Origin of the sequence: Vibrio antiquarius, assembly GCF_000024825.1 — a bacterium.
Lineage (GTDB): Bacteria > Pseudomonadota > Gammaproteobacteria > Enterobacterales > Vibrionaceae > Vibrio > Vibrio diabolicus.
On sequence record NC_013456.1, the window covers coordinates 2861999 to 2883661 of the forward strand.

The 21663-nt window shown below is 44.8% G+C and carries 21 protein-coding genes and 2 tRNA genes; 12 read left to right on the top strand and 11 right to left on the bottom strand.

Annotation, left to right across the window (positions count from 1 at the left end; all coding sequences use genetic code 11):
* Positions 1 to 5: 5 nt before the first annotated feature.
* Entirely contained in the window at positions 6 to 455 is a 450-nt protein-coding gene (locus VEA_RS13205; RefSeq protein WP_012842060.1) for a DUF411 domain-containing protein, read from the top strand.
* Positions 456 to 510: 55 nt separating this feature from the next.
* Here the strand turns inward: VEA_RS13205 and VEA_RS13210 are convergent, their stop codons facing one another.
* Together VEA_RS13210 and VEA_RS13215 are read right to left on the bottom strand one after the other, a co-directional pair.
* Positions 511 to 1203, bottom strand: a complete 693-nt coding sequence (locus VEA_RS13210; RefSeq protein ID WP_005382004.1) for an oligogalacturonate-specific porin KdgM family protein — start codon at positions 1201 to 1203, stop codon at positions 511 to 513.
* A 438-nt stretch (positions 1204 to 1641) separates the two neighbouring features.
* Entirely contained in the window at positions 1642 to 4293 is a 2652-nt protein-coding gene (locus VEA_RS13215) for a beta-N-acetylhexosaminidase (RefSeq protein WP_006743036.1), read from the bottom strand.
* Positions 4294 to 4788: 495 nt separating this feature from the next.
* On the opposite strand from VEA_RS13215, the gene VEA_RS13220 reads away from it, so the two are divergent.
* The gene (locus tag VEA_RS13220; RefSeq protein WP_006743037.1) at positions 4789 to 5661 is read left to right on the top strand and encodes a TraB/GumN family protein; all 873 of its coding nucleotides are present in this window, start codon (positions 4789 to 4791) and stop codon (positions 5659 to 5661) included.
* A 128-nt stretch (positions 5662 to 5789) separates the two neighbouring features.
* Complete coding sequence (locus VEA_RS13225; protein ID WP_041852980.1) at positions 5790 to 6212, top strand: hypothetical protein; 423 nt, start codon at positions 5790 to 5792, stop codon at positions 6210 to 6212.
* Positions 6213 to 6516: 304 nt separating this feature from the next.
* Here VEA_RS13225 and VEA_RS13230 read toward each other — a convergent pair.
* Positions 6517 to 6593: transfer RNA gene (locus VEA_RS13230), tRNA-Pro, on the bottom strand.
* 260 nt (positions 6594 to 6853) lie between these two features.
* On the opposite strand from VEA_RS13230, the gene VEA_RS23470 reads away from it, so the two are divergent.
* From VEA_RS23470 to rluF, 3 genes are all read left to right on the top strand, one after another.
* Entirely contained in the window at positions 6854 to 6994 is a 141-nt protein-coding gene (locus VEA_RS23470) for a DUF3149 domain-containing protein (RefSeq protein WP_005382236.1), read from the top strand.
* A 132-nt stretch (positions 6995 to 7126) separates the two neighbouring features.
* Entirely contained in the window at positions 7127 to 7708 is a 582-nt protein-coding gene (gene smrA, locus VEA_RS13240; protein ID WP_005393162.1) for a DNA endonuclease SmrA, read from the top strand.
* Between the two features lie 95 nt (positions 7709 to 7803).
* Positions 7804 to 8961 carry a 23S rRNA pseudouridine(2604) synthase RluF gene (rluF, locus tag VEA_RS13245; RefSeq protein WP_006743334.1) on the top strand — a complete coding sequence of 386 codons (1158 nt, stop codon included), beginning with the start codon at positions 7804 to 7806 and terminating at the stop codon, positions 8959 to 8961.
* Positions 8962 to 9029: 68 nt separating this feature from the next.
* Here the strand turns inward: rluF and ybaK are convergent, their stop codons facing one another.
* From ybaK to hemA, 8 genes are all read right to left on the bottom strand, one after another.
* Complete coding sequence (gene ybaK / locus VEA_RS13250; protein WP_012842062.1) at positions 9030 to 9503, bottom strand: Cys-tRNA(Pro) deacylase; 474 nt, start codon at positions 9501 to 9503, stop codon at positions 9030 to 9032.
* 102 nt (positions 9504 to 9605) lie between these two features.
* Positions 9606 to 11288 carry a bifunctional UDP-sugar hydrolase/5'-nucleotidase UshA gene (gene ushA, locus VEA_RS13255; RefSeq protein ID WP_006743333.1) on the bottom strand — a complete coding sequence of 561 codons (1683 nt, stop codon included), beginning with the start codon at positions 11286 to 11288 and terminating at the stop codon, positions 9606 to 9608.
* A gap of 150 nt (positions 11289 to 11438) precedes the next feature.
* Entirely contained in the window at positions 11439 to 12290 is an 852-nt protein-coding gene (gene kdsA / locus VEA_RS13260) for a 3-deoxy-8-phosphooctulonate synthase (protein WP_005384095.1), read from the bottom strand.
* Positions 12291 to 12343: 53 nt separating this feature from the next.
* A complete protein-coding gene (locus VEA_RS13265) occupies positions 12344 to 13153 on the bottom strand; it encodes a SirB1 family protein (protein WP_005384098.1) in 810 nt (269 codons plus the stop codon).
* 6 nt (positions 13154 to 13159) lie between these two features.
* Positions 13160 to 13543 (bottom strand): SirB2 family protein, encoded by a 384-nt coding sequence (locus VEA_RS13270; RefSeq protein WP_005382225.1) that lies wholly within the window; start codon positions 13541 to 13543, stop codon positions 13160 to 13162.
* A gap of 40 nt (positions 13544 to 13583) precedes the next feature.
* On the bottom strand, positions 13584 to 14438 hold the full coding sequence (gene prmC / locus VEA_RS13275) for a peptide chain release factor N(5)-glutamine methyltransferase (RefSeq protein ID WP_006743331.1): 855 nt from the start codon (positions 14436 to 14438) through the stop codon (positions 13584 to 13586).
* 3 nt (positions 14439 to 14441) lie between these two features.
* A complete protein-coding gene (gene prfA / locus VEA_RS13280) occupies positions 14442 to 15530 on the bottom strand; it encodes a peptide chain release factor 1 (protein ID WP_006743330.1) in 1089 nt (362 codons plus the stop codon).
* A gap of 29 nt (positions 15531 to 15559) precedes the next feature.
* On the bottom strand, positions 15560 to 16816 hold the full coding sequence (gene hemA, locus VEA_RS13285; RefSeq protein WP_005384104.1) for a glutamyl-tRNA reductase: 1257 nt from the start codon (positions 16814 to 16816) through the stop codon (positions 15560 to 15562).
* Between the two features lie 161 nt (positions 16817 to 16977).
* Here hemA and lolB point away from each other — a divergent pair, with 161 nt between their 5' ends.
* The 6 genes from lolB to VEA_RS13315 all read left to right on the top strand — a co-directional run bounded on the left by lolB (position 16978) and on the right by VEA_RS13315 (position 21634).
* Positions 16978 to 17589, top strand: a complete 612-nt coding sequence (gene lolB / locus VEA_RS13290; protein WP_005393172.1) for a lipoprotein insertase outer membrane protein LolB — start codon at positions 16978 to 16980, stop codon at positions 17587 to 17589.
* On the top strand, positions 17586 to 18458 hold the full coding sequence (ispE, locus tag VEA_RS13295; protein ID WP_005393173.1) for a 4-(cytidine 5'-diphospho)-2-C-methyl-D-erythritol kinase: 873 nt from the start codon (positions 17586 to 17588) through the stop codon (positions 18456 to 18458). Before lolB ends, ispE begins: the two co-directional genes overlap by 4 nt.
* A 27-nt stretch (positions 18459 to 18485) precedes the next feature.
* The gene (locus VEA_RS13300; RefSeq protein ID WP_005393176.1) at positions 18486 to 19430 is read left to right on the top strand and encodes a ribose-phosphate pyrophosphokinase; all 945 of its coding nucleotides are present in this window, start codon (positions 18486 to 18488) and stop codon (positions 19428 to 19430) included.
* Positions 19431 to 19581: 151 nt separating this feature from the next.
* Positions 19582 to 20172, top strand: a complete 591-nt coding sequence (pth, locus tag VEA_RS13305) for an aminoacyl-tRNA hydrolase (protein WP_005384112.1) — start codon at positions 19582 to 19584, stop codon at positions 20170 to 20172.
* Positions 20173 to 20182: 10 nt separating this feature from the next.
* Positions 20183 to 21274, top strand: coding sequence for a redox-regulated ATPase YchF (gene ychF / locus VEA_RS13310; RefSeq protein WP_005393178.1), 1092 nt, complete (start codon positions 20183 to 20185; stop codon positions 21272 to 21274).
* Between the two features lie 283 nt (positions 21275 to 21557).
* Positions 21558 to 21634 (top strand) — tRNA-Met (locus VEA_RS13315).
* Positions 21635 to 21663: the final 29 nt, after the last annotated feature.

Below are 21663 nucleotides of genomic sequence, written 5' to 3' on the forward strand. Positions count from 1 at the left end.
CTATTATGAAGTTGAAATTATTGACCTTTGCAATGCTTGCGACCGCATCCGCCAACGTATTGGCAGCTGATGTCATTAACCACAAATCGCCATACTGCGGCTGCTGTGGTGAATGGACAAAACACATGGAAGAGAACGGATTTACGGTCGAAGAGAAATTGCACGATGACATGAACGCCATAAAACGCGATCTAGGCATCAAGAACGAACAGCTTTACTCTTGCCACACAGCAGAAATCAACGGTTATGTGTTCGAAGGTCACATTCCAGCCGAAGACATTAAAGCATTCTTAGAAAATCCACCACGTAACGCAAAAGGGCTCTCGGTACCGGGCATGCCAATGGGTTCCCCTGGTATGGAGTATGGCGATAAAAAAGACAGCTACACTGTTTACGCGTTTAACGAAAAAGGCCAAGTGTTCGAATATAGCCACCACGAAGGCAACGACAAATAACAAGAAAGCCCAGCAAATCAATTGCTGGGCTTTTTCTTAATAGACAAATATAAGATTAGAAGCCGTAAGAGGCACCAAATACAAACGCATTGTTAACTAGGCTATCACCACTTGCGTTTTCTGCACCGTGTGCTTGGCTACGGAACTCAAAGTAAGGCTGAACACCTTTACGTGTCCACGTTGCGCGAAGCTCGTGGTCCATCGTTTCCGCTTCAATCATGTAGACGTTGTTGTAGCTTAGCGTCACATCTTCATTCATCACGTAACCAATACGGTTATCCATACGGTAATCTGTATCCGCATCTGCGTCTGTCGCATCAATATGCGCACGAGTACGGTTACTTAGCGAGATACCGTTATCGAAGTTGTAACCGATCTTAACCAATGGACGGTACTGTACGTTCTCGCCAGCAGAGAACAAGTGTTGGTAACCCGCTGCAACCCATAAATGATCGGTAATGTTAAATGACTGCTCACCACCCACAGTGATTGCTGGTGTTGTGTTACCCGCGCCACCGTTTTCTGTTTCCAGTTTACCCAACTGAATACCATCAAATTCGGTGTAAACCGTAAAGCCGCCGAATTGGTTATCAAAAGTATGACCAGCTTCCAGTGTAGACGTAACGTCCGAACCATGGATTCGACCATCATCGTGGAATTGAACGTTACCTGTTACGTAAGAAGAACCAGCAAAAGCGCTAGAAGCGAAAGCGAGAGAAAGAGCACTCAGTGCAAAAATGTTTTTCATAATTACTGCCTTTATTTATTCACGTTATGCGACGGTTTTAAAGGGCTTCTCTTCCCTTTTATCGCAAACTTTGGAATGTGCCTCTTTGGCGATCGCAATATTGTTCCAATTAATTCGCGATGGAAAATAAAACATTTTAAAAAGTGATCTTGTTCAAACCGACGCTCAACAACCCTGATAAAAGTATGGTAAATACAGGCACTTACCGTATTTTTCTATAATGATTCAAAAAATAGAAGTGTGATCATAAACAGGTAATTTATTGACATTTAGCAAATTAAGTCGATCCAGTTCACAATAACCCTGACCATTACAAGCTAAAACTTATTTATCAATGAAAAATAATCAGACATTGGTCACACTTAATTTCCCATAAAAATAAAGAAACCCTCAACATGACATTGAGGGTTTGCTTAAATTTAGCTGAGAAGATTAAGGTTATTTCACGCTAGTTACGCGGCTTGCTCTTTCCCCTGTCGCTGATACAGAGCGGATAAACACTTCTCCTTTCACACTTGGACGAGCATTGTCTGCGTAAGTCAGCCAGTTTTGACCGTCTAACGAGTATTGCAGTTCAACGCCAGGGAACTGAACGTTCATAGCTAGCTTGCCGTTTTCTACTTTCGCACCAGGAATTGGAAGGCGGTAGTCGATACCAGATTTTTCTAGCTTAGCCAGTTCACGTTGGCCAAGTACGTTCGCAAAGCGGTTGTAGTCTTGGTTTAGCGATGCTTTATCAACTAGGTTAGAGTTTTGCGAGTACTCAACACCGACTTTGTAGTCATTCTCCCAATCTGCACGGTGCCATGCACGCTCTGCGGCTGCGAGTACGCGAGGAAATACCATGTACTCGTATTGCTCGTCGTTACGTACTGTCTCAGACCAAAGCTGTGCTGATAGACCGTAGAAAGGTTTCGCTTCGATTTCACCTTTACCAGCAAAGCCGTTGCCATCGCGGTCTACAGAGGTTTCTGCGTTCTGAGGCATGTTCTCTGGTGCAAAGCCAAACATCTTACGCGTATCGGTTGCACGTGTTGCCCAGTAGTAACCACGCTCTTTCGGGTCAACTTCGTATGGCATGTCCATGTACACATAGTCAGGGTTAGAAACGATCACGTCGTAACCTTTCTCAGACCACTCGTACACTGATGATGTACCACCCCAGTAAAGAACGTCCCAGAAGTTAACACGCGTATTTTCTGTTGCGAATGCTTTCTCACCTTCGCTGTATTTCAAACCATCTTGCCATGCTTGGAAGTTTGGAATGCCTTTCTCAGCAACTAATTTTGATACTTCTTGTGCAAAATGACTCGGTAGGTGAGCAAAATCGCTCACTGTGCCGTCTGCGATTAACGCCTGACATTGTGGAGATTGCGCGAATGGCTTGTCTTGTTTCGACAGATCAATCGTGCCCTTCCAGCTTACTTTGTCTTCTGCGTTAACATCTTGGAAGCCTGCGCCTAGCTTGATGTTCTTCGCTTCGTCACCACCAAAGTGCCATGTCGTTAGCGGTGCCCCAGCTTCAGCGTGCATTGCTGCCACTTCTGAAATCACTTTATCTACGAAGCGAGTGGAAGATTCCATACACGGGTTGATAAAGCTTTGCTTATCGTAGAATTGAACCGTAGTGACATTAGAAGTATCTTGAGGATCCATCAGGCGGTATTCGTTCGCTTCAGCTTCCTTACCTTCTTCCATTAGACGGTCGTAACGAGCTTCCATGGATACTACTGCGGCACGAGCGTGCGCTGGCATATCGATTTCGGGAATGACTTCAATGTTACGCGCTTTCGCGTATTTCAAGATTTCCACGTAGTCTGTTTTACTGAAGTAGCCAGAGCCAAAGTTGTCTGTCGTTGGACCGGAACCAAGCTGAGGCAGTACGCAGCTTTTCTCTTGTTTATCGAAACAACGATTAGCGCCAACCTCTGTCAACTCAGGTAGGCCTGGGATTTCCAAACGCCAGCCTTCATCATCGGTTAGGTGAAGGTGAAGTTTGTTCATCTTGTACGCTGCCATTTGGTCTAGCGTTGCAAGAATTGCGTCTTTAGAGTGGAAGTTACGAGCTACATCCACCATCACACCACGATAATCAAAGCGAGGTGCATCTTGAATAGACAGCTGTGGTAGAGAATCAGCATTTTGGCTATCTACCAGGCCAAAGATAGATTGTACTGCGTAGAAAGCACCTGCTTGGTCAAACGCTTTAATCACAATACCATCGCCTTTGATGCTCATCTCGTAAGCACCAGATTTTGCTAATTCACCAGTGAAGTCTGCAGGAACAACAGTGATGCTTACAGGAAGATCACCACGAACGTCCACACCTACCACTTCTGCACGATCTTGAATTGCTGCGAATTGAGTCGCATCGAATGCGTCTTTAGGCAGCGCAATACCCGCAGCGATATCTACTGTACCTTTGCCTGCTTCAACAGACATTGGCGTTGGTAGTAACGTGGTTGATACATCTTGTTTTGCTAGGTCTTCGTTCTTCTCGAAGCGAGACACAGCGTTTGCAAATACGTTGTTGTCATCTGGCGTACGTTTTAGGTTGTTACCCTCAAGGCCAGTCACGAAAGACGCAACGTCTTCTGTGTTAAGAGAAGCGATCATCTTAGGTTCTGCGTTTGGTGCAGCCACGAAAGCGCCCGGCATAAAGTCGGTTTCAAATAACTGCCAATATTCGCCAATTAGTGGAAGTACCACTTCTTCGCCCGCCGCAAAGCCATCAAACTTATCTGTTGGTTCCAGTTTGTGTAGGTCACCCGTTACACGAGAAATTTTGAACTGATCATTATCTACATCCAAAATCAGACGAATGCTGTGGAAGTAGATAGCCCAATCTTTAGAGTTAACCGCTTCACCTTGGTTAACTAGCGTCATGTTCACCTTGTTACAAGAAGCCCACTCAGCCCCTAAATCCTGACAAGCAAGACCTTCGTTTGCACCGTGGTTAGTCAACACTTGGTATTGAATATCAAGGTTATTAGCCAGTGAATTTACAGCTTGTTGCTCAGAGCTTTGCAGAGCAGAGCAACCTGCTAATGTGGTGATAACAGAAACAGCAATCAGACTAGGTTTAAACATCTTACTTCCCCAAAAAAGTCAGTGGTTCAAAACGACAATGATAAAAATCGCGGCTCCTCAAATGCGAGGGGCCTAACAGTTGCATTCAACATACAACCAGTTATTTCTAAGCGTAAAATAAATAGAAATAGGAAGTGATCTAGTTCAAAAAATGATACTCAGCAAAAACCATAAAAACTTAACTTTCATGAAGTTACAAGCTACGTCAAAATCGAACAACTTGTTTTGACGAGTTTGCTGCGATCTAGGTCACTCATATTCATGAGTTACGACTGATTTTGTAAGATTTGGATCACGCCTAATTATTTTGTGAACCATTAGTAAGCGAATGACCTATTTATCTTTCGTGAAGTGACTCTCATTTATTCGTCGTCAAAACTCGTCAATATTTTTAGAAATGACGATTTTGTCGAATATCCCCACTAGAGAAATTGCACTTAACCTCAAGCATTTTTGCGTATAAAGTTTAAAGGTATCTTACCTGAGGACCATTCTATGTTTCGTCTCTTGACACTCATATCATCCCTACTTGTTGCCTTTGCTCCCTTTTCTTCTTATGCAGAGCCGCAACATTGGTTAGCAAAAAAAGGGGAAACCGAGCTGATGATCATTGGCTCTGTCCATGTGGGCGATAAAACGATGTACCCACTCCCTAAAACTATTACTCAGCACTTAAGCCAAAGCGCTGGGTTGATTATCGAAGCAGATGTCAGAAACTCTGAAGGCTTGGTTTACCCACAAACAACCATTCTTTCTAAAGATGTTTTAGACAAGGCTCAACGTCGCCACTTAGTCGAGATAGCACAAGATTTAGGGTTGCCAGAAACTCAACTTTTAAATTCTCCACCATGGACGGCTGCATTAACCATCCAACTCGCTTTAGTCAACAAACTGGGGTATGTCTCTGATAAAGGGGTCGACATGCACTTAATAGGACTCGCTGATAAAAAACAAATCCCGGTCATTCCACTGGAGTCCGTGCAATTCCAAATTGATTTAATAGCAGGTCAATCAGAAGGCGGTAAAGAGATGCTCCTCTCGTCAATTGAAGAATATGACGGTGGGGAAGAATTGGTTCAGTGTTTGATAGAAAGCTGGAAGAGCGGTGATGGTAGTATGTTGGTCGAGGCATCATTAACCGATCAAGCAACAGAAGATTTTAATCAGGCTTTCTTATATGAGCGCAATCGAGATTGGGCAAAAAAACTTGATACTGGCAGTGTCCTACCTCAACGTTCGGGTCGCTATACCGTTGTTGTCGGCAGTTTGCATTTAGTTGGTAAAGATAATCTGATTGAGCTGCTTAAAAAAAGGGGATTTGACATAAAACCACTCGGTAAAACCCGCCAAGCTAGGTGCCATATTTAGAAACTTATCTGAAGACAGCCGGCCTCATCAATGATGAATAGCCAGGCATCACGCTAACACGATCACTGACAATGGTTTACTCTCTCTGCTAAAACGACTTTAACCTATGTGGATACATAATAACTCATATGAAATTTAAAGCTTTATTCCTATGCGTGAGCAGTATGATGCTCACTTCATCTCTTGCTTATGCTAAACCGTCATGTAACGTAGAAAATTTTCAAGCTATTGATATAACCCCGGAAGCAAAAGGCGGGCTATTAGATAAAGAGAGTGGCCAGTTTCTTATTACCGAAAAACCAATGATGCGTTGTGCGAACATCACTTTTTCCACTAACCATACCCGAAATCGCGTCGCACATATGATGAATCAAGGCTTTGAAGCTGTTTACTTTGATGGAAGCTCGAGCAAATCTCACTCCGTCACGTTTGATGAAGACGAACTAAAAGCAGGTTACGTCAAGATTGGTCCAAACCATCCAAAGACCGCTTATGTTTGCTTCACAACGTCTGAAACTCCTATCAGCACTATCTCCTGTGACATCAAGTAATATATTTACTCGCTCTAAAAAACGAAAAAGGCTCTACATTTGCTGTAGAGCCTTTTCTTAAAGATGCCGATGAAGCGCCATATTCCAACTTCAAGCGAACCCTATTTGGTTCAATACTATTGAAGTCTAAAATTACTAGCGCTAAAAACGACGAAAGCCTGCTCATTGAGCAGGCTTTCTAAAAGTGGTCGGTGAAGTAGGGATTCGATTGGACTGGCATTCCAGACCCCGACCCTCTGGCTCCAAATAAATATCACCAAATACGAAAAAGGCTCTACATTTCTGTAGAGCCTTTTTCTCAATATGGTCGGTGAAGAGGGATTCGAACCCCCGACCCTCTGGTCCCAAACCAGATGCGCTACCAAACTGCGCTATTCACCGAGATGTTTAACTGAGGACTTGTCCCCGTCAACGAATGCGTATATTACGGATTCTGAACTATGACGCAAGTGCTTTTTACAAAAAAACCTTAGGTCTTAATTCGTTTGATGAATAACTGAACACTAGCACGTAAAATGTGACTGATAACTCACAACAAAATACAGTTTATTAACCTTAGCAACATAATTGATCCAGATCAGTGTGCAACAAGGCACTGCCATTTAGTTTTATGCCTGTCGGGAACATCTTGGAGGAAACGTATGGACTTTTGGCTTGATCTCCTATTTGGTAATGCAGTGGGTCTATCGTCAATGATAGTAATCTTTGGGGCAATTGGTCTGATGTTATTTTACGGCGGTTTCTTCATATACAAGATCATGAACGACAAATCTCCTCACTAGATCTCGCTTAGCTCTAGAAACGCTTTGCACCGGAGTCGGTTACTTGCCTACTCCGGTTTTTTATTTGATCTCAATGCACCACTCATTGATATAATCCTATTATTCCTCCCTGTTCTTAATGAGATTACTACTATGTCTCACGATGACGATTTTGATCTGTTCCAACAGATGATGGGCGATGTAAAGCCGATCACTCAAGACACCGCCGAACACAAAAAAGTACACCAAGTAACCGAAGCACAGCTCGCCAAGAGAGAAGCGGCAATCTGGCTAACAGAAGATGACCCAGAATACCTGTCACTTGATCACGCAGAGATGCTAAAACCAGAGGACTTTGTTGAGTTTAAACGTGATGGCGTACAAGACGGGGTTTACCGCAAGCTTCGTCTTGGCAAATATCCAATCCAAGCACGCCTAGATCTGCATCGTAAAACATTGAAAGAAGCTCGTGATGAAGTCGTAAAGTTTTTAAAACAGTGCCTATCAATGGACATACGAACGGTCGTTATTGTCCACGGCCGAGGAGAACGCTCAAATCCACCAGCACTAATGAAAAGCTTTGTTAGCAGCTGGCTACAACAAATCAGGGAAGTTCAGTGCGTGCATAGTGCGCAACGCTTTCACGGTGGAACCGGAGCCGTTTACGTTCTACTTAGAAAAAGTGCGGAAAAGAAATTAGAAACTCGCGAACGTCACCAAAAACGGTTGGGCTAAATTTCACCCTAATGCTAGAATGCCCGCCCTTATTCTTCCTTCCCTTTCACGGGAAGGAAACTTCATTCGCCGTTGTGAAACGTTAGGAGACAAAAATGTCACAAGACAACGCTAAACGATTAAATAAATTCATCAGTGAAACTGGCTTTTGTTCACGCCGTGAGGCAGACAGACTAATTGAACAAGGTCGTGTCACCATTAATGGAAACAAGCCTGAAATGGGAACAAAAGTGCTACCTGGTGATGATGTTTGTGTGGATGGTAAGCCAGTTGCAGCAAAAGAGAAGCCGATTTATATCGCTCTCAATAAACCAACAGGCATCACCTGTACAACAGAACGAGATGTACCTGGAAACATCGTTGATTTTATCGGTCACAAAAAACGTATCTTTCCGATCGGCCGCTTGGATAAACCCTCTGATGGTCTGATTTTTTTGACCAACGATGGCGATATCGTCAACAAAATCCTCCGTGCTGGCAACAGCCACGAAAAAGAGTACGTTGTGCGCGTGGACAAACCGATTACAGGTGAGTTTCTTAAACAGATGTCGAGCGGCGTTAAGATTCTCGATACCGTCACTCTACCTTGTAAGGTAACGAAAGAGACTAAGTTCTCTTTCCGTATTGTGCTCACTCAAGGACTTAACCGCCAAATCCGTCGTATGTGTGAAGCACTAGGTTACGAAGTCTTTAAGCTTCGTCGTGTTCGAATCATGAATATCTCTCTTGACGGTATTCCGAACGGAAAATGGCGTTACTTAACTGACGATGAAGTCGCTGAGATTCTTGCTATGTGCGATGGTTCGGTGGGTACAGAAGAGGCATCTCGTGTTGACTCAAAAGGCCGCAATATTCGTAAAGCGACCGACGCGAAGTTATATGACAGCCGTGAAGAAAACCAAGACTCGGTATCTCGACGAAATCAAAAGCCACGTACCTACCGCGGAAATAACGCAGACGATTTTCGTCATGCTCCAAACTCGAAAAAAGGTCAACAAAAGCGTCGTCAGCGTGACGATGAAGGCGGACGTCCAGCTAAAGAACATTACAAAGCGAAACCACAAGGTGAACGTAGCAGACCGCAAGGCGAGCATGGAAAATCACACCGTAAACCAGATGCATCGAGCAATACGCACTCAGCAAACAAGCCTCAATCACCGAGTAAGCCTAAGCAGCATTACATGAACCCAAATGCCGCGAAGCCAAGCAAACCAGCTAAACGCACCGGTGGTACATTGAGTCTGAAGAAGTAAGTAACGCTTCTCTGACAGGCAAGATCAAAAAAGGACGCTCATGAGCGTCCTTTTTATTTGTCATGAGTTTACAAACAAAGGGGTGCAAACTGACCACGAGTTAATCCAAGCAAATCTTTCGGGGCGAGTTCAATCTCTAAGCCTCTCTTCCCTGCGCTTACACAGATTGTGTCTTGCTCTGCTGCGCTTTCGTGCAAAAAAGTAGGTAAGGCTTTCTTCTGCCCCAGTGGGCTAATCCCACCAACAACATAACCTGTGGTCTTTTGCGCGATTTCCGGATCAGCCATATCGGCCTTTTTGCCCTTCGCTGCTTTCGCTGCCAGTTTTAGGTTCAGCTTTTGATCAACAGGGATAATCGCAACCGCAAGGTTCTTTGGCTCGCCGTTCAAGCAGAACAGCAAGGTTTTAAATACTGTTTTCGGATCCTGCCCCAGTACTTCAGCAGCCTCCAAGCCATAACTATCGGCTCTAGGGTCGTGCTCATACAGATGAATCGTGTGTGGAATTTTTTTCTTTTTCGCAAGATTAATGGCCGGAGTCATCAAGATTCTCCTCATAAAAACAAAAAGCGCAGATTGAATTGGATCTGCGCTTTTAGTTAATGATATCAGCGAGTTTGAGTCAATCGCTTTTTCTCTGTTGGGTTACTGTTCAATCGCCGTATCAACTAAATACGTGATTTCACCTGAAGGGGCATACTCATTAACATCAATAGGGCTGTGTGTTTCTAAATAATCCTTCAAAACCTCAGCATCGGTAAAACCTGTATTTACATACCCTGGATGATCGTCGATTTTAGGGTAACCATCACCACCAGCAGCATTATAGCTTGGTACGGTAAAGCGGTAATTACCATCTAAGCGAAGTTGCTTATTCCCAATGAATACATTGGTTACCTCACCATTATTGATACTCATCGCAATACCCGCAAACTGCGCATAAGCTCCAGAGTCGACAGGCTTAGTTGCAACGACATTTAGGTAATCCAATACTTCTTTGCCCGTCATATCAACGTAAGAGACCATATTGCCAAATGGCTGAACAGTCAGCACATCTTTGTAGGTAATGTCACCTGCTGCAATCGAATCGCGAACGCCGCCAGAATTCATTACGGCAAAATCTGCTTTTGCCCGTTCCATATGAGCCGTTGCAATTAATCGACCTAAGTTTGTTTGCTGGTAACGAACCACACTGCGGTCACCCTCAAGCTTACCGTTAGATTCTGCAATCTTCACGTTTAGCTTGCCCTGACCTTTTTCTTGATAAGGACGAAGAAACTCAAGCATCGTTTCGTCTTGTTCAATCTCTTCTTGGATCAAAACTCGTTGCGACTGACCATCAACTTTAATTTTCTTTTTCAAGTTTACTGGGATCAGATCGTAGCTCACCATCGAGAGTTCACCATTACGAAACTCGTAATCGGCGCGTCCCACATATTTCCCCCACTCATGTGCCTGAACAATATAAGCACCATTTTGTTGATCAGGCTGACATTCATCACCCGGTTTAAAGCTCTTTTTGATGACATTTGGACCTTCCATACAAACCGGCTCTTGTGAGTGACCACCAACAATCATATCCAGATCACCTTCATTCAAATAACGAGCTAACGCTACATCACCAGGTGCATTGATGCCTCTATTGCCATTCTCATAGTGTCCCATATGTGTGACAGCAAAAATAAGGTCTGGGTACTCCGTTTCTTTCAGCTCAGCAATTAGGTTCTTGGCTTCTTCTTTTGGGTCACGGAAGTCAATTTGTTCAATGAATTCAGGGTTGCCAAGTTTCGCTGTATCTTCGGTTGTAAGACCAATTACTGCAATCTTAATACCCTGTTTTTTAAACATCGCGTACGGTTGGAATAGGCGCTTGCCAGTATTTTTATCGTAAATATTGGCAGACAACATCGGAAAACTTGCCCACTCTTGCTGCTTGAAAAGCACATCCAATGGATTATCAAACTCATGATTACCTAGCGCCATCGCATCGTAACCAATTTTGCTCATGCCTTTAAAATCTGGCTCCGCATCTTGTAAATCAGACTCAGGTACTCCAGTGTTGATGTCACCACCAGAAAGCAGTAACACACTGCCCCCCTCTGCTTGTATTTCTTCACGCAAATCATCTATTAACGTTTTACGTGCTGCCATACCGTACTCGCCGTATCGATTTTGCCAAAAACGACCGTGATGATCGTTAGTGTGTAGCACGGTCAATTTATAGGTTGTATCGGCATTCCATTCTGGTGCAGGTTGCGTAGCACACCCAGCTAACGAGGCCAAAATAGCGGCACTCAACGCAGTTTTAATAATCAGACGCTGCTTCATTTATTTACCTTTTTCTTATTGGGAGTCACTGATGCACATTCCCAGCAGCCTAGAGCCTTTACAGCAAGAAACTGAGAATGATGCGCCATCTGATAAAAAAATAGCCAACACGAGGTTGGCTATTGCATTTGATCACCAGTCATCTGGCGTTTACTTGATATCGATATCTGCAAAGCTCTTGATCAGATCATCAAGAGATTTCATTTGCGCTAGGAACGGTTCTAACTTGTCTAGCGGCAGTGCAGATGGGCCATCACAGCGTGCTTGGTCTGGGTTTGGATGCGCCTCGATAAATAGACCTGCGATGCCTGTTGCTAGACCCGCTTTCGCAAGTTCAACTGTCTGCTCACGACGACCGCCAGATGCCGCACCTGACGGGTCACGCATCTGTAGTGAGTGCGTCACGTCAAAGATGATTGGGCTGCCTTTCGACGCATTTTTCATCACACCAAAGCCAAGCATGTCTACGACTAGGTTATCGTAACCGTGGCAAGAGCCGCGCTCACATAGGATGATCTTGTCGTTACCGCATTCCGCGAACTTCTCAACGATGTTACCCACTTGACCTGGGCTCATAAATTGAGGTTTCTTCACGTTGATAACCGCACCTGTTTTGGCCATTGCTTCAACAAGGTCAGTTTGACGAGCTAGGAATGCAGGAAGCTGAATAACGTCTACCACGTCAGCGACAGGTTGAGCTTGCGCTTCAGTGTGAACGTCAGTGATGATCTTCACACCAAATGTGTCTTTTAGCTCTTGGAAGATTTTCATACCTTCTTCAAGGCCTGGGCCACGGTATGAATGAACAGAACTGCGGTTTGCTTTGTCAAACGACGCCTTAAATACGTAAGGAATGCCAAGTTTTTCCGTTACTTTTACGTAGTGCTCACAGATCTGCATCGCAAGATCACGAGACTCAAGAACGTTCATGCCTGCAAATAGGGTGAATGGCTTGTCGTTAGCAACCTGAATGTCGCCGATATTAACGATTTTCTGTTCCATTTTGATTCTCTTTTTCTGTCCACGATACGCCACAGTTCGGCACATCGATAAAATTAGTGAAGTGTGACGTGCGTTTCACTCATCACATTAACTTGTGATTTTAGTAGCTCAGAAGCCGGATCGTCAGGGCATTGGTCAATAAAGTACTGAAAATCTGACACCGCTACTTGAGGGCACTCTAGCTGTTGGAAAATAAAACCACGGTCACGAATCTCGTATGGGTCATCTGGCACAAAGGTTAACGCAAGGTTCGTACAACGCAACGCCAGCGTGTAGTGCTCTTCACGTAACATCGCGCTTTTGATCAACGCTAACCAGCGACCAATAATGGTTGGATTGTCAGCTTCTTCAAAGTGTTCTGGCTTTAACTGAGCCAACGGCCCTTCTTGCCCAATAAGCCAAGCTTGGAGAATTCTTTCCCCCACATACTCACCATTAAATGGGTTAATGTAGTCTGGCTTTTTATGCATCCAATCGACTTTTAGCAGAAACTGAGTAGGGAAAGTGACTCCCTTCAACGGGAAACCCAGCTTTTTACCTAGATATAATAAAATCGAACCTAAACTAACCGGGATACCTTTTCGGCGCTCCAACACTTTATCGATAAAGCTGTTGTCCGAAATAAAGTATTCCTGCTCGTCGCCTTTGAATCCCCACTCATGGAAAAACAGTCGTAGGAATGCATCAAATCGCTGCTCTTCATCGGTTTCATGAACAAGCGTGGCTTCTGCATCTTTGTAAAGACGCTCTAACTCTTGTTTCGCCCAATGTACTTTGGTTTCTGGGTTAATCGCTTTGTTTAGCTCAAGCGCACCTTCCACCAACGGTATATTGTCAAAATCTTCGTCAAAAAACTCTAACATGACGTCTTATCCAAATAACGTAGGGCTCTTAGACACAGCAATGTTTGCAGCCATGACCAACCAACCTAATGCGCCGAAAAAGCCAAATATCTTCAGTAGGTTGTTTTTCGCAAGCTTCAACGAGAAGAAACCGAGTGCAATGTACGCCAATACGCAGGTGATTTTGTTTGTTAACCACGGTGCGGCATCAGTAAACGGGATGAAACCAGTAATGAAAATAAGCGCGATACCTGACACTAGCAATGCAGTATCAACGATGTGGGGAAACACTTTCAAAAAGCGATTATTTCGCTTCGGTGAGTTCATCATCATTAACACGAATCGGATCGATAATAGTGTCGCGCTGAGCGCAATCGTCACTAAGTGTATGTGTTTTAGAGCTACGTACATTTTTCTTCTCTTTTTAGTTAGTGTTTGCTGACTTCCGTGATTAACAGGCAAAACAACCGAGCGTTACTCGATCGTTACCACCGTAATCTTTTTCCGTGGCAACTTGTTGGTAACCAAAACCACGCATTATCTCACGTACGGCATCACCCTGATCATAACCATGTTCGAATGCCAGCCAACCGCCTACTTCAAGATACTGACGAGCAAGATCCGAGATATGACGAATATCAGCTAAGCCATTCTCTTTAGCAACTAATGCAGATTTTGGCTCAAAGCGCACATCACCTTGGGATAAATGTGGATCTTTTTCATCAATATACGGCGGATTGGAGACAATTAAAGCAAACTTCGTACCTTCTGTAATAGGCTCAAACCAACTGCCTTGAGCAAAGGTCACATTTTTGATGTTTAGCTGCTCAGCATTGTACTCTGCAAGTGCTTTCGCTTCTTGCTTGAGATCTACGCCCATCACTTGACGTGTTGGCATTTCAGATGCGAGTGCGATAGCAATTGCCCCCGTCCCCGTTCCAAGATCTAAAATAGGTCCTGTTTGCTCATAGGTCTTATCGAGTGCAACTTCGACCAAACGTTCTGTATCCGGTCTTGGGATCAAGGTAGAGGGAGAAACTTTGAACGGTAGAGACCAAAACTCTCGCTCACCAATAATATAAGCGACGGGTTCACCAGCTAAACGTCGTTCAAGTAGAGCGTTGAATTTCGCTTGTTGCTCTGCTTCTAATGCTTTTTCTGGCCAGGTCAGTAGATAAGTTCGTGGTTTGCCAAGGACATGGCAGAGGAGTACAGCTGCATCGAGAGAAGGCGACTCTTTGCCGCCTTCTGCCAGTTTCACCGTCGCACTTTTCAGTGCTTGCTCAATTGATTGAACTTGGCTCATCGATTAGCCGTTCTCTGCGAGCGCCGCAAGTTGGTCTGCTTGGTGCTCTTGAATCACAGGATCAATCAAGCTCTGCAGGTCACCTTCCATCACTTCGTTCAAACGGTAGATAGTCAGGTTGATGCGGTGATCAGACACACGACCTTGTGGGTAGTTGTATGTACGAATACGGTCACTACGGTCACCAGAACCTAGAAGGTTACGACGTGTATCAGACACTTCTGCGGCACGACGTTCTTCTTCCGCTTGAACGATACGAGCAGCAAGAACTGCCATCGCTTTCGCTTTGTTCTTGTGCTGTGAACGCTCGTCCTGACACTCTACTACCGTACCCGTTGGTAAGTGGGTAATACGGATTGCAGAATCCGTGGTGTTAACGTGCTGACCACCCGCGCCTGATGCACGGAACGTATCGATTTTCAGGTCTGCTGCTTTGATTTCTGGCAGATCCGCCTCTGGGATTTCCGCCATCACCGCTACGGTACATGCAGAAGTATGCACACGGCCTTGGGATTCAGTTGCAGGAACACGTTGCACACGGTGACCACCAGACTCAAACTTCAGTACGCCGTACGCACCGTCGCCGCTCACTTTTGCGATCATCTCTTTGTAACCACCGTGTTCAGCTTCGTTTGAAGACATCACCTCAATGCGCCAGCCACGCTTTTCTGCGTACTTGCTGTACATACGGAATAAGTCACCCGCGAAAATACCCGCTTCGTCGCCACCCGCACCTGCGCGAATTTCTAGGAAACAGTTACGATCATCGTTCGGATCTTTTGGCAGAAGAAGAATCTGTAGCTCATCAGTAAGACGCTCAATAGTCGCTTTCGCTTCTTTGATTTCTTCTTGCGCCATTTCACGCATTTCTTCGTCGTCTTCGTTTGCCATCTCTTCAGCGGCGACAAGATCTTCTTGCGCTTGTTGATAAGCTTGGAAGCACTTGGTTACTTCTTCTAGCTGAGAGTACTCTCTTGATAGAGCACGGAATTTGTCCTGATCTCCAATAACATCAGGATCACCAAGAAGATGTTGAACTTCTTCGTAACGTTCTACTAGCGTTTCTAGCTTAGTCAGAATAGAGGCTTTCATAGTGTCGTTTTCTTAATAAAAAGCGTGAGTTATAGATCATCCAAGCCGAGTGTCTGGCGGATAATCGTTAATTTTGCTGGTTCGCCTTGCTCTGCCGCACTTTGCAGTGCGCGAGTTGGGGCGTGAATCAGTTTGTTGGTGAGTTTATTACTCAGCTCGCGCAGCACTTTCTCCGGATCTGCGCCCGCCGCTAAAGATTGCAAACTTTTGCTCAGTAACTCTTCACGAATTTCGTTGGCTGATTTGCGATAGTCGCGAATACTATCGACGGCTTGCAGTGAACGCAACCATGTCATAAACGCAGCGCTTTCTTCACTAACAATCGCTTCAGCTTGAATCGCTTCGACTTTACGCTGCTCAATGTTGCTGTCGATGATAGATTGCAAGTCATCAACAGAATACAGATATGCGTCGTTCAGTTCACCGACTTCCGACTCTACATCTCGCGGCACCGCAATATCGACTAACAAGATAGGTTGATGTCGGCGCTGCTTCAGAGCCGTTTCGACCATACCTTTGCCAATAATAGGCAATGGGCTCGCCGTTGAGCTAATCACGATATCCGCTTTCGCCAAATGTTCAGGAATTTCGTTCAAACTGATCACTTCTGCGCCAAATTGATCCGCTAAGCCTTGCGCACGCTCTTTAGTGCGGTTCGCGACAATCATTTTTGTGCAGCCGTTGGATGCTAAATGCTTTGCGACCAGTTCAATCGTCTCTCCCGCACCAACCAAAAGCACGGTTGAATCAGATAACGACTCAAAAATATGTTTTGCCAATGTACATGCGGCATAAGCCACGGACACAGCATTACCGCCGATATCTGTTTCTGTTCTCACACGCTTGGCGACTGAGAACGTCTTTTGAAACAGTTTATCAATTGAAGCATCGACGGCTTGATGATCTCGCGAGTCAGAAAATGCTTGCTTTACCTGCCCCAAAATTTGAGGCTCACCCAACACCAGAGAGTCAAGGCCGCACGATACGCGCATCAAATGCTTTATTGCAGCTTGTTCTTCATGCACATACAAACTCGGCATTAAATCTTCGCGGCTCACTTGATGAAACTGAGCAAGCCAATCGATTAACTTATTTCGCGCTCCTTGCTTAACATCGCAGTACAACTCAGTTCGGTTACAGGTTGAAACAATCACACTGCCGTTAACCGCTTCGTGCTCTCTAAGTTGCTCGAGTGCAGGGCCGAGTTTATCCGGACCAAACGCCACCTTCTCTCGCAAGTCGACAGACGCTGTATTGTGATTGATTCCAATAGCAAGCAAGGACATCTAACGTGGTATCTCTGGGATAGGTTATAAAATAGGTCCAGAATTTTACTGTAAGCACGCATTTATTGAAAGGGTAAGCCGGATTTGTTTTCCTAACTGCGACTTTTCAATGCTATAGTTGTGAGCGATTCCCGACGAAACTGATTAATAAGCCATCAAACATGACGTTACGCTCCTTTATTCTTTTTTTCTTGTCGAGCTTACTGCTCGCTGGTTGTTCCTCCGTTCCTGAAAGTGTTACCAGCGTTGAATGGCAAGCTCATGAGCAACGACTCGAGACCATCCAAGATTTTCAAGCAACAGGAAAACTTGGTTATATTGGCCCAGACCAAAGACAAAATTTAAATTTCTACTGGAAACATTCTTCAGCACTCAGTCAACTACGTTTAACAACGATTCTTGGTCAAACGGCATTAAAGCTCACCATCACACCACAAGGTGCCACAGTAGAAACTTACGACGACCAGGTCCTTTCCTCTCGCAGTGCAAACCAGCTAATTTACCGTCTTACGGGGTTAATGATGCCCGTTGAACACATGCCTGACTGGCTATTAGGCCTACCGACCGATGCCGACAAATTCCAATTGTCCCCAACCAATACACTGCAAGCGTTAAACAAACAAATTGGTTTAAATGATTGGCGTATTGCTTATCAACGGTATGGCGACGTTCAATGGCATGAGCAGTCTCTACCACTGCCAAATAAGCTGAAACTCACCACTGCTGACGTCAAAATAAATCTAGTGATCACAAAATGGAACATCACCCAATGATCGAACTTTCAACCCGCTGGCCATCGCCAGCGAAATTGAATCTCTTTCTATACATCAACGGTCGCACAGAAAATGGCTACCACGAGTTACAAACCTTATTCCAATTCGTCGATCACGGCGATGAACTGACCATAAAAGCCAACGAGTCTGGCGAGATCACCATTTCCCCTGAAATCGAAGGCGTTCCGCTAAAAGACAACCTAATATGGAAAGCAGCAACCGCGCTTCAAGCTTACTCAAACTGCCCTTTTGGCGCGCATATTGAGCTACAGAAAGTGCTGCCTATGGGTGGGGGCATTGGTGGGGGCTCATCGAATGCAGCTACAGCACTAGTGGCACTGAACTACTTGTGGCAACTGAATCTAACTGACGATGAACTGGCTGAAATTGGTTTAAAGTTGGGCGCAGACGTGCCCGTATTTGTGCGCGGATTTGCAGCTTTCGCTGAAGGTGTTGGCGAGAAACTCTCCCCCGCTTATCCAGAAGAAAAGTGGTATTTAGTCGTCAGACCGAATGTTTCTATCGCAACCGTCGACGTTTTTTGTCATCCAGATCTAACGCGAAACACCCCAAAACGAGATCTAGAAACACTTTTAAATACGCCAAGCGTAAACGATTGCGAAAAAATTGTACGAATGCTCTACCCAGAGGTTGATAAGCAACTTTCTTGGCTGCTACAATACGCGCCGTCAAGATTGACGGGGACAGGATCTTGCGTTTTTGCTGAATTTTCGAGCAAATCTGAAGCAGAAACTATCCTTGCACAACTCTCTGATAAAGTCTCGGCATTTGTCGCTCAAGGGCGCAATATTTCGCCATTAAAAGAGACTTTGGCTGAATACCAATCAGCCTCACACCGACCTATTTAAACTGGACGCAAACCCGAGGTTTCCACCGTGCCTGATATGAAGCTATTTGCTGGTAACGCAACACCTGAACTAGCCCAACGTATTGCTGATCGTCTTTACATCTCTCTTGGTGATGCATCTGTTTCTCGCTTTTCTGATGGCGAAGTTGCAGTTCAAATCAATGAGAATGTTCGTGGTAGCGATGTTTTCATCATTCAATCCACTTGTGCACCGACTAACGACAACCTAATGGAATTGGTTGTTATGATTGATGCAATGCGCCGTGCTTCAGCAGGCCGTATCACTGCAGTTATCCCTTACTTCGGCTACGCTCGCCAAGACCGTCGTGTACGTTCTGCGCGTGTGCCAATTACTGCAAAAGTTGTTGCTGATTTCCTATCTAACGTTGGTGTTGACCGCGTTCTAACTATCGACCTACACGCAGAGCAAATTCAAGGCTTCTTCGATGTACCTGTAGACAACATCTTCGGCACGCCAGTGCTACTTGAAGATATGCAGGCTCGCGGTCTAGATAACCCTGTTGTGGTATCTCCTGACCTAGGTGGCGTTGTTCGTGCTCGCGCAACAGCAAAAGCACTAGGCGACATCGACATCGCAATCGTAGATAAGCGTCGTCCACGTGCAAACGTTTCTGAAGTAATGAACCTAATCGGTGATGTTGAAGGTCGTGACTGTGTGATCGTTGATGACATGATCGACACAGGTGGCACACTATGTAAAGCAGCTGAAGCACTAAAAGAGCGCGGTGCTAAGCGTGTATTCGCTTACGCTACTCACGCTGTATTCTCAGGCAACGCTGCGGACAACATCAAGAACTCAGTTCTTGACCAAGTTATCGTAACTGACTCTATCTCTCTATCTAAAGAGATGGCTGCAACAGGCAAAGTGACAACACTAAGCCTATCTCGCATGCTAGCTGAAGCGATTCGTCGTATCAGTAACGAAGAGTCAATCTCTGCAATGTTCAACTAATCCGAACATTTCAGTTACACTGATTTCAAAAGCACCCCTCTTTGGGGTGTTTTTTTATTTGTACTGATAACCAGAAAATCCCTTGGTCGCCCACTGCGAGAATTCTGTGCTATCATACTGCGCTTTTTGAGATTCCAGAGAGATCCTAACCTTGAGTCAACAAATCAAACTTCTTGTTGGTCTTGCTAATCCAGGACCAGAATACGCCAGAACTCGTCACAATGCGGGCGCTTGGGTTGTAGAAGAATTAGCACGCGTTCACAACGTTACACTGAAGAACGAACCAAAGTTTTTTGGTCTAACAGGACGCATTATGGTCAATGGCCAGGATCTCCGTTTGCTTATCCCAACCACCTTCATGAATCTATCAGGTAAATCGATCGCAGCGCTTGCGAAATTTTATCAAATTAAACCTGAAGAGATCATGGTCGCTCATGACGAGCTAGACTTACCGCCAGGTGTCGCTAAGTTTAAAAAAGGTGGGGGTCACGGTGGACACAACGGTCTGCGTGACACCATTAGCAAACTGGGCAATAACAAAGATTTTTATCGTCTTCGCATTGGCATTGGTCATCCGGGACACAAAGATAAAGTGGCGGGTTTTGTATTAGGTAAAGCGCCAGCTAAAGAGCAAGAGCTTTTAGATGCAGCAGCTGATGAGGCTGTTCGTTGTCTAGATATCCTGATTAAGGATGGCCTATCTAAAGCACAAAATCGCCTCCACACGTTCAAAGCTGAATAAGGTTACTATCATGGGTTTTAAATGTGGCATCGTTGGTCTACCTAACGTAGGTAAATCAACTCTGTTCAACGCACTAACTAAAGCGGGTATCGAAGCAGCAAACTTCCCGTTCTGTACCATTGAACCAAACACTGGTGTGGTTCCTGTGCCAGATCTACGTCTAGACGCACTAGCTAAGATCGTTAACCCACAGAGAGTTCTTCCAACGACGATGGAGTTCGTGGACATCGCTGGTCTTGTTGCTGGTGCATCACGTGGTGAAGGTTTAGGTAACAAATTCCTAGCTAACATCCGTGAAACAGACGCGATTGGCCACGTTGTACGTTGTTTTGAAAACGAAAACATTGTTCATGTTTCAGGTAAAGTTTCACCTATCGAAGACATCGAAGTGATCAACCTTGAACTTGCAATGGCTGACCTTGATTCTTGTGAGCGAGCGATTCAACGTAACGCGAAGAAGGCAAAAGGCGGCGATAAAGACGCAAAATTTGAACTAACCGTACTAGAAAAACTATTACCAGTACTAACTGAAGGCGGCATGGCACGCACAGTTGAGCTATCTAAAGAAGAGTTAGCAGCAATCGGCTACCTAAACTTCCTTACACTGAAGCCAACTATGTACATTGCAAACGTAAACGAAGATGGTTTCGAAAATAACCCATATCTAGATGCGGTTCGCGAGTTCGCAGAAAAAGAAAACAACGTCGTTGTACCTGTATGTGCAGCTATCGAATCTGAACTATCTGAACTAGAAGATGAAGATCGCGAAGAATTCCTAGCAGATATGGGGATCGAAGAACCGGGACTGAACCGTGTAATTCGCTCTGGTTACGAGCTACTAACTCTACACACCTACTTCACGGCAGGTGTTAAAGAAGTACGTGCGTGGACAATCCCTGTTGGTGCAACTGCGCCTCAGGCGGCAGGTAAGATCCACACTGACTTCGAGAAAGGCTTTATTCGTGCAGAAGTAGTCGGTTACGACGATTTCATCCAATTCAATGGTGAAAATGGCGCAAAAGACGCAGGTAAATGGCGTCTAGAAGGTAAAGACTACATCGTAAAAGATGGTGATGTTGTACACTTCCGCTTCAATGTTTAATTAAATGAATGAGTTTTAAACACTTCATTTACACTAAAAGCCAGCTGCTAAGCTGGCTTTTTTAATACCTTAAGTAAATGAGCAAAAATAAATTACCTAACTGCAAGCTAATTTATTTCCAGTTTTAGATCATAAACACGCCTCTTTGTTTAAAAAGGAAGCGAACGAGGTTTTTTCCGAAATTTATTAAAAAAAACTGTTGACGGATCTCACTCAACTTCGCATAATGCGCGCCGTTCCCAACGACAAGGCAACAAAGCGTTGAGAGCAAAAATATGGTTTTGGCTACGTAGCTCAGCTGGTTAGAGCACATCACTCATAATGATGGGGTCACAGGTTCGAATCCCGTCGTAGCCACCATTCCTAAGTGTTCTTTTTGTCAGAGCAAT

What these genes read in the sequence shown, in the direction of transcription:
- VEA_RS13205 (WP_012842060.1), top strand. Translation starts at nt 6, where the DNA reads ATGAAGTTGAAATTATTGACCTTTGCAATGCTTGCGACCGCATCCGCC.
- VEA_RS13210 (WP_005382004.1), bottom strand. Translation starts at nt 1,203, where the DNA reads ATGAAAAACATTTTTGCACTGAGTGCTCTTTCTCTCGCTTTCGCTTCT.
- VEA_RS13215 (WP_006743036.1), bottom strand. Translation starts at nt 4,293, where the DNA reads ATGTTTAAACCTAGTCTGATTGCTGTTTCTGTTATCACCACATTAGCA.
- VEA_RS13220 (WP_006743037.1), top strand. Translation starts at nt 4,789, where the DNA reads ATGTTTCGTCTCTTGACACTCATATCATCCCTACTTGTTGCCTTTGCT.
- VEA_RS13225 (WP_041852980.1), top strand. Translation starts at nt 5,790, where the DNA reads ATGAAATTTAAAGCTTTATTCCTATGCGTGAGCAGTATGATGCTCACT.
- VEA_RS23470 (WP_005382236.1), top strand. Translation starts at nt 6,854, where the DNA reads ATGGACTTTTGGCTTGATCTCCTATTTGGTAATGCAGTGGGTCTATCG.
- smrA (WP_005393162.1), top strand. Translation starts at nt 7,127, where the DNA reads ATGTCTCACGATGACGATTTTGATCTGTTCCAACAGATGATGGGCGAT.
- rluF (WP_006743334.1), top strand. Translation starts at nt 7,804, where the DNA reads ATGTCACAAGACAACGCTAAACGATTAAATAAATTCATCAGTGAAACT.
- ybaK (WP_012842062.1), bottom strand. Translation starts at nt 9,503, where the DNA reads ATGACTCCGGCCATTAATCTTGCGAAAAAGAAAAAAATTCCACACACG.
- ushA (WP_006743333.1), bottom strand. Translation starts at nt 11,288, where the DNA reads ATGAAGCAGCGTCTGATTATTAAAACTGCGTTGAGTGCCGCTATTTTG.
- kdsA (WP_005384095.1), bottom strand. Translation starts at nt 12,290, where the DNA reads ATGGAACAGAAAATCGTTAATATCGGCGACATTCAGGTTGCTAACGAC.
- VEA_RS13265 (WP_005384098.1), bottom strand. Translation starts at nt 13,153, where the DNA reads ATGTTAGAGTTTTTTGACGAAGATTTTGACAATATACCGTTGGTGGAA.
- VEA_RS13270 (WP_005382225.1), bottom strand. Translation starts at nt 13,543, where the DNA reads ATGTACGTAGCTCTAAAACACATACACTTAGTGACGATTGCGCTCAGC.
- prmC (WP_006743331.1), bottom strand. Translation starts at nt 14,438, where the DNA reads ATGAGCCAAGTTCAATCAATTGAGCAAGCACTGAAAAGTGCGACGGTG.
- prfA (WP_006743330.1), bottom strand. Translation starts at nt 15,530, where the DNA reads ATGAAAGCCTCTATTCTGACTAAGCTAGAAACGCTAGTAGAACGTTAC.
- hemA (WP_005384104.1), bottom strand. Translation starts at nt 16,816, where the DNA reads ATGTCCTTGCTTGCTATTGGAATCAATCACAATACAGCGTCTGTCGAC.
- lolB (WP_005393172.1), top strand. Translation starts at nt 16,978, where the DNA reads ATGACGTTACGCTCCTTTATTCTTTTTTTCTTGTCGAGCTTACTGCTC.
- ispE (WP_005393173.1), top strand. Translation starts at nt 17,586, where the DNA reads ATGATCGAACTTTCAACCCGCTGGCCATCGCCAGCGAAATTGAATCTC.
- ychF (WP_005393178.1), top strand. Translation starts at nt 20,183, where the DNA reads ATGGGTTTTAAATGTGGCATCGTTGGTCTACCTAACGTAGGTAAATCA.